The organism is Stenotrophomonas sp. Nf1, from assembly GCF_003028475.1.
In the GTDB taxonomy this organism is placed as follows: domain Bacteria; phylum Pseudomonadota; class Gammaproteobacteria; order Xanthomonadales; family Xanthomonadaceae; genus Stenotrophomonas.
Genome location: NZ_PYTV01000010.1, coordinates 64576 through 76603 on the forward strand (window position 1 = coordinate 64576; position 12028 = coordinate 76603).

Genomic DNA, 12028 nt, shown 5'->3' on the forward strand with positions numbered 1-12028 from the left:
TTCCCGCCGCCCGGCCCGGCAGGGGTCAGTCGGCGGCCACCACCACCAGCGCCGGCCGCAGCAGGCGCTCGTTGAGCAGGTAGCCCTTCTGGAACACGGTCACCACGGTGCCCGGAGCCGCACCCGGGGTCGGCACCTGGCTGATCGCCTGGTGGTGTTCCGGGTTGAACGGCTGGCCGGTCGGGTCGAGCAGGACCAGCCCATTGTCGGCGGCGACCTTCAGCAGCTGCTTGTAGGTCAGCTCCAGGCCTTCGCGCAGCGGGTGCGGGTCATCACCGGCGGCCTTCAGGCCGGCATCCAGGCTGTCGAACACCGGCAGCAGCTCGCCCAGCAGCTTCTCGTTGGCAAACTTGCGGGCCTGCTCGATGTCGCGGGCCACGCGCTTGCGCTGGTTCTCCAGGTCGGCGCGCTCACGCAGCGCATCGGCCTTGATCTGCTCGACTTCGGCGCGCAGGCGCTCCACTTCGTCATTGACGCCGGCGGCGGCGGCCGCATCGGCGGCACTCTGCTGGGATTCGATATCTGGATGTTCGTGGTTCATGTCTGGGTCCCTGGCGGTCAATCTCCGCCTCCACCCACCCTAGTGTGGGCGGGATGCTGCGTTTCAAGCGTCGGATGTTCCCGGCGTGCGGCCGGCCGGCGAAAAGGCCGCCCCCAGCACATCGGCGGTGGCCTGGACCAGCGGGATCATGCGGTCGTAGGCCATACGCTTCGGGCCGATCACCCCCAGCACGCCCAGCACCTGACCGTTGGCGGTATACGGCGCGGTGACCAGCGAGACCCCCTGCAGCGGCATCATCCCGGTCTCTTCGCCGATGAAGATGCGCACGCCCGGCGCCTGGATGGTCCGCTCCAGCAGCTGCAGGATCTCGCGCTTGCTGGAGAACAGTTCGAACAGCTCGCGCAGGCGCTCCAGGTCGGACAGGTCCTGCACCCCCATCAGCCGGGTCTGGCCGGCCACCAGCATGTCGTCGGCCGCCGGCTGCAGGGCCTGCTCGGCCAGCTCGATGCTGTGCGCCAGCAGCTGTTCCAGCTCGGAACGGGCATCGCGCAGCTCCAGCAGCAGGCGGGTGCGGATCTCGGCCATCGGCAGGCCGGCGAAATGAGCATTGAGGTAGTTGGCCACCTGCTCCAGCTGGCCCGGCGCGAACTCCTGGCGGGTCTCGATGACCCGGTTCTGCACCTCGTTGTCGGCGAACACCAGGATCGCCAGCACCCGGCGCCCGTCCAGCGCCACGAAATCGATCTGGCGGAAGGCGAACTGCTCGCGTCGCGGCGCGCTGACCACGCCGACGAAGTGGCTCATCGCCGACAGCAGTTCCGAGGCGCTGCCGAGCAGGGCCTGGGTGCTGCCGCCGCCGGCCAGCTCCTGGCGCAACCGGGCCAGCTCGCCCTCGCCCGGCGGCTGCATCTGCAGCAGGCTGTCGACGAACACCCGGTAGCCATGCGCGGTCGGGATGCGCCCGGCCGAGGTGTGCGGCGACGCCAGCAGCCCCAGGTCCTCCAGGTCGCCGAGGATGTTGCGGATGGTGGCCGGGCTGACCTCCAGGCCGGCTACACGCGCCAGCGTCTGCGAGCCGACCGGCTCACCGTCCTGGATGTAGCGCGCGATCAGCGTACGCAATAGATGGCGCGCACGCGGGGCAAGCTGGTCGGGGGAACCGTGCATGGAATCAACCTGTGAGACACGGACACTAGATAATGGCGGCGCTTCACCTTGGCAAGTCATTGGACCTCCCTCGCCCGCGTGCTAGCGTTGCGCGGCTGCTGATACCCCTTACCCATGCTCAGACATCTTTCGATCAAGGATTTCGCCGTCGTCCGCGCCACCGAACTGGAGTTCGGGCCCGGCATGACCGTCGTTTCAGGCGAGACCGGCGCCGGCAAGTCGCTGATGGTCGACGCGCTGGGCTTCCTGTCCGGGCTGCGCGCCGACAGCGGCGTGGTCCGCCACGGCGCAGCCCGTGCCGAGCTCTCGGCCGAGTTCGCGCTGGACCAGCTGCAGGCCGCGCGCCAGTGGTTGGCCGACAACGAGCTGGACGATGAGGAGCAATGCCAGCTGCGCCGGGTGATCCGCGCCGACGGCGGCTCGCGGTCCTGGATCAACGGCCGTCCGGTCACCCTCGCACAGCTGGCCGACCTGGCCGGGTTGCTGGTCGAAATCCACGGCCAGCATGAGCAGCAGGCGCTGCTGACCCGTCCGTCGCAGCTGGCCCTGCTCGACGCCTATGCCGGCAACGAGGCCGAGCGCCGTCAGGTACGCCGTACCGCCGCGGCCTGGCAGGCGCTGGTCGACGAGTCGCTGGCGCTGTCGCAACAGGGCGACGTCAGTGACCGGATCGGCTTCCTGGAGCACCAGCTGCGCGAGCTGGACCGTGAGGACCTGGAGCCGGAGTCGATTGCCGCGCTGGGCGCCAGCCATCGCCGCCAGGCCCATGCGAGCGCCCTGCTGAGCGCCTGCCAGGCGGCCAGCAACCAGCTCAACGGCGACGACGGCAACTCTGCGCTGGACCTGCTGCAGCAGGTGCGCCACGAACTGTCGCGGCTGATCGAACACGACCCACGCCTGGGCGAGGTGGACGGCCTGATCGACAACGCCTCGATCCAGCTGCACGAAGCCCTGTCGCTGCTGGACCGGGTGCACGACGACCTCGACGCCGACCCGGAGCAGTTCGAGGAGAACGAGCGCCGCCTCGGCCGCCTGCACGACCTGGCGCGCAAGCACCGCGTACCGATGGACGAGCTGGGCGCGCAGCGCGAGCGCATGCACGCCGAAGTGGAACAGCTGCGCGGCGCCGATGAGCGCCTGCAGCGCCTGGCCGGCGAAATCGACAAGGCCGCGGCCGCCTGGCGTGTGCAGGCCGAGCTGCTGACCGCCAGCCGCCGCTCCGCCGCCACCGAACTGTCGGCCACCACCACCGGCATCATCGCCGAGCTGGGCATGGGTGGTGGCCAGTTCCTGATCGAACTGGAGCCGCAGGATTCCGGCAAGCCCGATCCGCAGGGTGCGGAGCGCGTGGAGTTCCTGGTCGCCGCCAACGCCGGCCAGCCGCCGCGGGCCCTGCGCAAGGTCGCCTCGGGCGGTGAGCTGTCACGCATCTCGCTGGCCATCGAAGTGGCCGCGCTGGACCTGGATGCGGTGCCGACCATGGTGTTCGACGAAGTGGATTCGGGCATCGGTGGCGCGGTGGCCGACATCGTCGGCCAGAAGCTGCGTGCACTGGGCGAGAAGCGCCAGGTACTGTGCGTCACCCACCTGCCGCAGGTCGCCTCCAAGGGCCACGCGCATTACCGGGTCAGCAAGGCGCCGGTGGAAGGCATGACCCAGAGCGCGGTGGAGAAGCTGGACAGCAAGGCGCGCGAGGAAGAGCTGGCGCGCATGCTCGGCGGCGTGGAAGTCAGCAAGGAAGCGCGCGCCGCTGCGCGCAAGCTGCTGGCGCATTGAGCCGAGCATAGGCTCGGCTTCCGCACGGTAGTGCCGGCCGCTGGCCGGCAGCGCGCAATAGGTGGACGAGGATCATGAGGTTGCCGGCCAGCGGCCGGCACTACCCCCGTGGCCGCGCCAGGTCGACGTGCTCCACCAGGAAATCCAGGAACGCGCGCACCCGCAGCGGCAGGTAGCCGCCCTGCCCCAGGAACACCGCGTGCACCTCTTCCAGGTCTCCGGGGTTGGCCGCTTCCAGCACCGGCAGCAGACGCCCGGCGGCGATGTCGGCCTGCACCTGGAACGCCGCCAGCCGTGCCAGCCCCAGACCGCCCAGCACCAGCTGGCGCAGCGCATCGCCATTGCTGGCGCGGGCGTTGCCACTGGGCAGCAGCATCCGCTCGCGACCGTCCTGCAGCAGCGGCCAGCCCTGCATCGCGCGCGCATGGCCGATATCCAGCCGGTTGTGCGACTGCAGCGCCTCGACGTCGGCCGGCAGGCCGTGGCGCTGCGCGTAGGCCGGTGCGGCCACGATCATCATCCGCGTCGCCCCAAGCCGCCGCGCCACCAGGCTGGAGCTCTTCAGCGGACCGGCCCGCACCGCCACATCGGTGCGCTGCTCCAGCAGGTCGATCACCTCATCATTGAGGGTCAAGTCCACGCCCACCTGCGGGTTGCCGTCAAGGAAGCGCGGTAGCAGCGGCAGCAGGAAATGCTGGCCAAACGGCACGTTGGAATTGACCCGCAGCCGCCCACGCGGCTCGGCATGGGCGCTGGCGCAGCGCTCGGCCTCGTCCAGGTCGGCCAGCACGCGCAGGCCACGCTCGTAGAACGCGCAGCCTTCCGGGGTCAGCTGCAATTGCCGGGTGGACCGCTGCAGCAGGCGCGTACCCAGCCGCTGCTCCAGCCGCGCCACCAGCTTGCTGACCGCCGACGGGGTCATGTCCAGCGTCCGGGCGGCGGCGGAGAAGCCGCCGGTCTCGATCACCCGTACGAACACTTCCAGTTCGCCGGATCGGTTGATGTCGGAGCGTGCCATGGCGATGAATTCAGTTCACAGATGATTATCCCTGCGCAGTCTAGTTCACAGATGAGCCTGGAATCACCATGCCGCCATTCCACCCGGGATCGCCCGATGAACCGCCTCCGCCAGTTCACTGCCACCACCCTGCTCGCCCTGTCCGGCGCCACCAGCGCCGCCCCCGCCCCCCACTGGGTCGCCAGCTGGCAGGCCAGCCCGCAACCGGTGTGGGACGCCGATTTCCTGTTCCCGACCCTGGTGCCGGAGACACTGCAGGACCAGACCTTCCGCCAGACCGCGCGTATCAGCCTGGGCGGCACGCGCCTGCGCATCCGGCTGAGCAATGCCTATGGCACGCAGCCGCTGCGGGTCGGGGCGGCCAGCGTGGCCACACAGGCAGGCGCCACACCGCAGGCGCTCAGTTTCGACGGCCAGCCCGGGGCGTTGATCGGCCCTGGCCAGGAACGGTTGAGCGATCCGTTGCCGCTGGCTGTGCAGGGTGGTCAGGCGCTGCAGGTCAGCGTCTTTGTGTCGGCGTCGACGCCGCTGCAAACCTTCCACTGGGACGGCCGCCAGACCAGCTGGATCGCCCCCGGCAACCAGAGCCTGACGCGCGACCTGAGCAATGCCACCGCCACCACGGCCCGGCTGTTCCTGACCGGCATCGAGGTCGAAGCGCCGGCCAGCGCACGCAGCGTCGTGGTCATCGGCGATTCGATCACCGACGGCGCGACCGCCAGCCTGGACCAGGACCAGCGCTGGACCGATCATCTGGCCGCACGGCTGTCGCCGCGTGGCGTGGCAGTGGTCAACGCCGGAATCTCCGGCGGCCGCCTGCTGAGCGACGGCATGGGGGAATCCGCACGGGCCCGCTTCCAACGTGATGTACTGGATCAGCCTGGTGTGGCCAGCGTGATCGTGCTGATCGGCATCAATGACATCAGCTGGCCCGGCACGGCCTTCGCCCGGCGGCAGGCCCGGCCCACGCTGGCGCAGCTGCAGGCCGGCTACCGCGCCCTGGCCGCGCAGGCGCATCGCCGGGGCGTTCGGATCGTGGGGGCGACCCTGCCACCGTTCGCCGACGCCCTGCCCGGCACGCCGCTGGACGACTACTACCACCCGGACAAGGACGCGCTGCGCCGGCAGCTCAATGCCTGGCTGCGCGCGAGCAGCCCATTCGATGCGGTGATCGACCTCGACGCGGCCCTGCGCGACCCGGCCGATCCGTCGCGGATGGCCGCCGCCCATGACTCCGGCGACCACCTGCACCCAGGCGACGCCGGCAACCGGGCGATGGCCGAGGCGGTGGATCTGGAGGCACTGCTTGGAGGTCAGGGGTCAGAGCCCTTTTCTTTGGGAAAAGGGATCTGACCCCGCAAGGTCGGCCGGGGTCAGAACCCTTTGCGCCCGCAAAGGGCTCTGACCCCACCAACAAAAAACCCCGGGCAGGCCCGGGGTTTCGTCGCATCTGGCTGGCCGGAACGGCTTACTTGCGCTTCTTGCGCACGTACAGCACCAGCGAGTGTTCTTCCAGCTCGTAGCCGTGATCTGCGGCGATCTTGCGCTGCAGCTCCTCGATCTCGTGGCTTTCGAACTCGATGATCTTGCCGCTGTCGACGTCGACCATGTGGTCGTGGTGGCCGCCGCGGTCCAGCTCGTAGACGGCCTGGCCGCCTTCGAAGTTGTGCTTGAGCACGAGGCCGGCGGCCTCGAACTGGGTCAGCACGCGGTAGACCGTCGCCAGCCCGATCTCGTCGCCATGCTCCAGCAGCTGGCGGTAGATGTCTTCGGCGGTCATGTGGTGCTGGGCATTGCGCTGCTCGAGCAGCGCCAGGATCCGCATCCGCGGATGGGTCACCTTCAGGCCGACTTTGCGCAGGTCGTGGGTTTCCATAGGTCTCCGTTCATTGGCGATTTAGCGCCAGCTGCCTCGGATTGGGTCGCGGTGGCACGCCGGGAGTGTATCATCGGTTCGATTTCCCCAACCGCCATTCCCGATGCGCAATCTTCTGCTGGTCGCCGCCGTCGCCCTGTCCACCACCGGGTGCGGCATCATCTACAAGCAACCCATCTATCAGGGCAACCTGATCCGGGAAGATGCCGTGGCCAAGCTGCAGGTCGGGCAGAGCAAGCAGCAGGTCACCGCGCTGCTGGGTACCCCGTCCATTCCCGATCCGTTCCATGCCCAGCGCTGGGACTACACCGCCAGCCAGCGCGTGAACCGCCTGGGCCGTACCGAAGTGAAGAACTTCGTGGTGTTCTTCGAGAACGACAGCGTCACCCGCTGGGAAGGCGACTACTTCCCGGGCAACGACAAGGACCTGGCCGGGCAGACCGTGCGCCAGTTCGGCCGCAACCTGCCGAAGGACAAGAAGAAGAAGGGCCGCTGAGGCCCCTGCCCGTCAGCAAGGACGGGGTGCGGCAATCAACCGCCGAGCGCGCGACGCCGGCGGTTGTCCTTGGGATCGGCCAGCAACGGGCGCAGCAGCTCGATGCGATCGCCCTCCAGCAGCGGCTGCTGCGGACGTGCCAGCACGCCATGTACGGCCACCGCCGGGCAATCGGCACTGCCTTCCAGCCCAGCCGCCGCGATGGCATCGGCCACGGTCGCGCCCTCATCCAGCTGCAGACGGCGCGACAGCACCTGCGTTGGCCACGCCAGCACCACCTCGACCTCGATCATCGCTCAGCCTTCGTCGGCGACGCGGACGAAATCGTTGACCATGCGATCGGCCAACCCCTGGAAACCGATCGCCAGCGCCGGCCCCAGCAGTCGTGAGCTGGGTTCGAACTCCAGGGTCAGGGTGACCTTGCAGGCATCTTCGGCCAGTGCGTGGAATTCCCAGCGGCCGTGCAACTGCTTGAACGGGCCATCGCGCAGCTGCATGTCGATGCTGTGCGGGCGCTGCAGGGTGTTTTCGGTCTGGAACCAGGTACTGAACGAGCCCAGCCCCAGGTCCAGGCGCGCCACCAGCCGGTCCTCGCCCTGCTCCAGGATCTGGGCAGCCGAGCACCAGCGGAAGCGGTGCGGATAGGCCTGGACATCGTTGACCAGGTCGAACATGCGCGCGGCCGAATGTTCGACCAGGGCGCTGCGGCGGATAGTAGGCATGAATACAGGACGTTTCGGCAATCGACCGGGCGGGCCCGAATCGGAGACAATACGGAAATGAGCAAGAACAGCGGCAAGGATAAAGCAAAGAACGCGACGGCCACCAAGACCATCGCGCTGAACAAGCGTGCCCGCCACGAGTACCACATCGAAGAGCGCTTCGAGGCCGGCCTGGCCCTGCAGGGCTGGGAGGTGAAATCGATCCGTGCCGGCCGCGGCAACATCATCGACGCCTACGCCTATGTGAAGCGCGGCGAGATCTACCTGATCGGCGCCCAGATCACCCCGTTGATCCAGGCCTCCACCCACGTGGTGGCCGAAGACCGCCGCGAGCGCAAGCTGCTGCTGCACCGGAACGAGATCGACAAGCTGATCGGCAAGGTCGAGCGCGATGGCTACACGATCGTGCCCACCGCGATGTACTGGAGCAAGAACAAGATCAAGCTCGAGATCGCGCTGGCCAAGGGCAAGCAGAACCACGACAAGCGCGATGCCGCCAAGGACCGCGACTGGGCGATCGAGAAGCAGCGCGTGATGCGTCGCGGCAACCGCGACGCGTAAGCGGCTGCAGATTCCCCGGTAGAGTCGAGCTTGCTCGACTGCTTTGGCTGTAGAGCCGAGCCATGCTCGGCTTCGGCGAAGAAGCAGCCGAGCAAGCTCGACTCTACAAAAAGCCGGTCACCCCGCCAGCATGCCCTGCCCGCGCAGGCGCGGCGCCAGCGCGGCGTGCATCACCGCCAGGTGCATGACCACCGCCAGCTCCGGCGCATGGCGGTCATCGCCGGACCGCCATTGCTGTGCCAGGTGCGCTGCGTCGGCCGGCAACAACGCCAGCAACTGGGCGTCATCCAGCGCATCGGCAGCGCCCTGCAGCTGCCGCGCCAACTGGCGCGATTGCAGCACGTGCACGCCGATGCTGAGGCTGGCCAACGACATCAGGACCAAGGCCAGCCCGTGTTCGAACCACTGCGCCAGCACCTCCGGCCCCCACAACAGTGCGGCCATCACCGCCAGTGCCGGCAGGCGCCAGCCCAGCCAGTGCGTGCGACCGCGCTGCGGCCAATGCACCACCACCGCGCTGGCCACCAGGGCTGCCGCTGCCGTTGCCGGCAATTCGGTCAACGCGGTGGCCGCCAGCAGCACGCCCAGCACGGCCCACACCCAGCCGGGGGGCAGCGCCCGCCGCTGGTAGTCAGCGCCGACCGGGCCGACCAGCTGTCGCAGGCTGCGTTGTTGGCTTGCCTCGATCACCCACACTCTCCGTGTCTGTCCTGGCCTGGATCGTGATGGCCAGTGTGTCGCAAATTCGTGCCAGGGAGGTTAGCAATCCGCTATGACCGTGGCTCTACAACGAGTTGCGGATTGCCAAAAGCCATCCGGCCTGCGGATACCCATGCCGGACCCGCCACTCAAGGCGCCCCGTCCTTGGTCGCGCCGCAGGCAGACGCCGCCGCCTGCAACAGGCGCCCGGCCTCCAGCGACGGCGCCGATTCGGTGGCGGGAAAGGCTGCGGCCAGCGCCTTGGCTGCATGATCGGCATGCGGCTGCACGTACCAGGCCGACGCCACTGGCAGCGCCTGTCCCCGCACCTGCTGCTCGAACCGGTACTGGCCCCAATAGATGGCCAACGGCTCCTCCAGCGCATTGAGCGGGTTGGGCAACGCCAGCGCAGCCGGACACGCCACAACGAACGCGTCGGCCAGCGCCCGCCGCTGCGTCAGTGGCTGTCCTGCCGAAAGGTAGTGGCTGTACTCGTGCATCACGATGGGTGCCCAGTCGTCTTCGGTCTCGAAGGTCGAAAACAGCAGGATGTAGCCGCCGCGCAGCTTGGCCTGGGTCCGCCGCGCCTCCGGCCACCAGACGAAGCGGACCTGGAAGGCAGGCGAGTCATCCACGTGGAAGAACGCCTTCATCTGTTCGGCCAGGTCCACGACCGCAGGCGCGGCCAGTTGCCGGACCAGCGCGGCCTGCTGCGCCGCGAAGGGTGCCTGCGCGGCCAGCAGCTGTGCCGCACGCGGTGCGAAGTGCGCGTAGTACTGCCGCAGCAGCCGCTGGTCTTTCCCGTCCAGCCCGGCAAGGGCCGCGTCTACGCCGGCATCGAAGGTCCGAGTAGCCAGGAAATGGCGCGAATAGGGATCGCCGGTGCGGGTGTCGGCTCCCGCGAACAAGCGGTCAGCAGGTGCAGTCGATTCCACCTCATCGCGCGCGAGCGGCGAGGTACGCCGCCGGAATGCTGCATAGCCGGCCAGCAGCGCCCGATCCTGGTCATCCAGCCCGAAGCGGCGCTGCCACTCCTTCTGGTACACCGACGAGGTGTATCCGGGCAACCAGTCCGGCAGGTTGTCCAGCAGATTGAACAGATCCAGCGCCGGGCTGTAACCGACCTCCACCGAGTAAGGGCGTTCGGCAGCCTGGAGCGCGCACCACGGCATCACCAGCAGGCAGGCGAGCACGGCAAGCGCGCCACGGAATCGCAGAGTGCGGGAGCTGAAGCGCATGGGAAAGGTTCAGCGGTTAAGGGCGTTGGCCGATTCGATCACGCCACCGGTGCCTCCACAACGTGCCAAGCGGCACGGGCGGAGGCATGCGGCGCTGGACCCCATCTGCGCAACCCGGCCCTGCCAGGCCCGGGCTCGACGCCCGCACGTGACTGTTCAGCAGGATTGCCGTAACATTCGCAGCGTTGGGCAGGCCCTGCCCGTGGCGACACGGAATCGGCCCTGTACCTTGCAGCACTGTAGAAACCGGGGGTGCATTGGTTTCGACGGGGGTTGTGAAGTCGCCTGGCGCATGCCGAGGGGGTAGCTTTCCTCGTAAATCCAGCTGCAAAACTCTAGTTGCCAACGACGACAACTACGCTCTGGCCGCTTAAGGCCTAAGCCTCGAAACCGCTTGTGTCCATGCTCGCGGTGTAGAGTCACTATCATGGAATCGCGCTGGACGGCTGCCTGTCAGTCCGGCACTAGAACACAACAGGCTGGTTCCCGGATGCGCTTTGCGCGCCGTGCTGTTCGGGGACGAGATCCAACGGCGAGCTAAGCATGTAGTGCTGGGGATGGAGTGCCTTCGGACGGCGGTTCAATTCCGCCCACCTCCACCAATACCGGGTTCGTAAGGGCCCACGAAAAGCCGGAATCCCTCGTCAAACAAGGGGTTCCGGCTTTTTCGTTTTCCACCCTTGTCCATGCCGTTCCGTTGCAGGCTATGAGACGGTGGGGGTATATCTAGGGGTATCGCACCGCCCACGAAAAGCCGATACGCCCATGCCCCTGACCGACGTCGCGATCCGCCGTGCGAAGCCCGCCGACAGGCCGCAGAAGCTGTCCGATGCTGGTGGCCTCTACCTCTAGATCACTGTGGCCGGCGCCAAGAGCTGGCGCTGGAAGTACCGCTTCGGGGGAAAGGAGAAGGTGCTGGCGCTGGGTCTGTACCCAGACGTGAGCCTGGCCTGCGCCAGGGTCGCACGCGACGATGCCCGGCGCCTGCTGCGCGGCGGAGTGGACCCCGGCGAGCAGAAGAAGGCTGCCGCCACTGCTGCCGTCGTGGATGCTGCTTCCAGCTTCGAGGCGATTGCCCGGGAGTGGCTGACGGCCCGCCCTTGGGTGCCGACGTACAGCAAGAAGGTAGAGGCGTGGTTTGAGAATGACGCCTTCCCCCACATCGGGAAGCTGCGCGCTGCAGATCTGAAGGCCTCCGACTTCCTGAAGATCGCCCGGAAGATGGAGGAGCGCCAGGCGTTCGAGTCCGCGCACCGTGTCATGCAGAACTGCGGCCAGGTCATGCGATACGCCGTGGCGACCGACCGAGCCGAGCGGAACCCCGTCGCGGACCTACGCAGCGCTCTGGTCCCGCCTCCAGAACGGAACCACGCCGAGGTGGTAGACCCGGTCCAGCTGGGCGGCCTGCTCCGCGCCCTACACGCCTACCGTGGCGCGGGTATCGTCAGCGCGGCGCTGAAGATGGCGCCTTTGGTCTTCGTGCGTTCAGGGGAGCTGCGGCAGGCCGAATGGACGGAGATGGACCTTGATGCCGCCCTGTGGTCGATCCCTGCGGCACGCATGAAGATGCGGCAGCCTCACATCGTGCCGCTGGCGCGCCAGGCGGTTGAGATCCTGCGCGAGCTGAAGCCCTACACCGAGTCGGGAAAGTACGTGTTCCCCGCCCTGGGCAAGAAGGATCGGCCAATGTCGGAGGTGGCGGTGCTGGCCGCGCTGCGCGCCATGGGCAACGACAAGGATACGGTGACGGGCCACGGCTTCCGCGCCACCGCGCGCACGCTGCTGGACGAGGTGCTGGGCTTCCGCCCGGACATCATCGAGCACCAGCTGGCGCATGCCGTGCGCGCCCCGAACGGACGCGCCTACAACCGCACGACCCACCTCGATGAGCGAATCCGGATGATGCAGGAGTGGGCGGACTACCTGGACCAGCTGCGCGACGGAACTGTGGTGAAACTGCGGGTTGCCTGACG

Annotated in this window: 13 protein-coding genes and 1 other RNA gene; 6 read left to right on the forward strand and 8 right to left on the reverse strand. The window is 68.0% G+C overall.

From position 1 onward, the window contains the following. Positions 1-25 precede the first annotated feature (25 nt). A complete protein-coding gene (gene grpE / locus C9412_RS17000; protein WP_008267012.1) occupies positions 26-541 on the reverse strand; it encodes a nucleotide exchange factor GrpE in 516 nt (171 codons plus the stop codon). A gap of 63 nt (positions 542-604) precedes the next feature. Next, a complete protein-coding gene (hrcA, locus tag C9412_RS17005) occupies positions 605-1669 on the reverse strand; it encodes a heat-inducible transcriptional repressor HrcA (protein ID WP_008266321.1) in 1065 nt (354 codons plus the stop codon). A 114-nt stretch (positions 1670-1783) separates the two neighbouring features. Here hrcA and recN point away from each other — a divergent pair, with 114 nt between their 5' ends. Beyond that, positions 1784-3445 (forward strand): DNA repair protein RecN, encoded by a 1662-nt coding sequence (gene recN, locus C9412_RS17010; protein WP_107232719.1) that lies wholly within the window; start codon positions 1784-1786, stop codon positions 3443-3445. A gap of 100 nt (positions 3446-3545) precedes the next feature. On the opposite strand, the gene C9412_RS17015 is transcribed toward recN, so the two are convergent. Beyond that, a complete protein-coding gene (locus C9412_RS17015) occupies positions 3546-4463 on the reverse strand; it encodes a LysR family transcriptional regulator (protein WP_107232720.1) in 918 nt (305 codons plus the stop codon). A gap of 96 nt (positions 4464-4559) precedes the next feature. On the opposite strand from C9412_RS17015, the gene C9412_RS17020 reads away from it, so the two are divergent. Continuing rightward, positions 4560-5816 (forward strand): SGNH/GDSL hydrolase family protein, encoded by a 1257-nt coding sequence (locus C9412_RS17020; protein WP_107232721.1) that lies wholly within the window; start codon positions 4560-4562, stop codon positions 5814-5816. A 115-nt stretch (positions 5817-5931) separates the two neighbouring features. Here C9412_RS17020 and fur read toward each other — a convergent pair whose 3' ends face one another. Further along, entirely contained in the window at positions 5932-6339 is a 408-nt protein-coding gene (gene fur / locus C9412_RS17025) for a ferric iron uptake transcriptional regulator (protein ID WP_005409235.1), read from the reverse strand. A 103-nt stretch (positions 6340-6442) separates the two neighbouring features. Here fur and bamE point away from each other — a divergent pair, with 103 nt between their 5' ends. Beyond that, a complete protein-coding gene (gene bamE / locus C9412_RS17030) occupies positions 6443-6835 on the forward strand; it encodes an outer membrane protein assembly factor BamE (RefSeq protein WP_107232722.1) in 393 nt (130 codons plus the stop codon). Between the two features lie 35 nt (positions 6836-6870). On the opposite strand, the gene C9412_RS17035 is transcribed toward bamE, so the two are convergent. Together C9412_RS17035 and C9412_RS17040 are read right to left on the reverse strand one after the other, a co-directional pair. Then, on the reverse strand, positions 6871-7128 hold the full coding sequence (locus C9412_RS17035) for an RnfH family protein (RefSeq protein WP_107232723.1): 258 nt from the start codon (positions 7126-7128) through the stop codon (positions 6871-6873). A 3-nt stretch (positions 7129-7131) separates the two neighbouring features. Then, positions 7132-7557 carry a type II toxin-antitoxin system RatA family toxin gene (locus tag C9412_RS17040; RefSeq protein ID WP_107232724.1) on the reverse strand — a complete coding sequence of 142 codons (426 nt, stop codon included), beginning with the start codon at positions 7555-7557 and terminating at the stop codon, positions 7132-7134. A 57-nt stretch (positions 7558-7614) separates the two neighbouring features. Here C9412_RS17040 and smpB point away from each other — a divergent pair, with 57 nt between their 5' ends. Next, a complete protein-coding gene (gene smpB, locus C9412_RS17045) occupies positions 7615-8118 on the forward strand; it encodes an SsrA-binding protein SmpB (protein ID WP_057496832.1) in 504 nt (167 codons plus the stop codon). Positions 8119-8235: 117 nt separating this feature from the next. Here the strand turns inward: smpB and C9412_RS17050 are convergent, their stop codons facing one another. Next, a complete protein-coding gene (locus C9412_RS17050) occupies positions 8236-8808 on the reverse strand; it encodes a hypothetical protein (protein WP_107232725.1) in 573 nt (190 codons plus the stop codon). Positions 8809-8966: 158 nt separating this feature from the next. Next, positions 8967-10055, reverse strand: a complete 1089-nt coding sequence (locus tag C9412_RS17055; RefSeq protein ID WP_258190333.1) for a hypothetical protein — start codon at positions 10053-10055, stop codon at positions 8967-8969. A gap of 248 nt (positions 10056-10303) precedes the next feature. Between C9412_RS17055 and ssrA the strand changes: the two genes are divergently transcribed. Then, positions 10304-10657: a transfer-messenger RNA gene (gene ssrA, locus C9412_RS17060) on the forward strand. Positions 10658-10913: 256 nt separating this feature from the next. Continuing rightward, positions 10914-12026 carry an integrase arm-type DNA-binding domain-containing protein gene (locus tag C9412_RS17065; protein WP_258190334.1) on the forward strand — a complete coding sequence of 371 codons (1113 nt, stop codon included), beginning with the start codon at positions 10914-10916 and terminating at the stop codon, positions 12024-12026. Positions 12027-12028 lie beyond the last annotated feature (2 nt).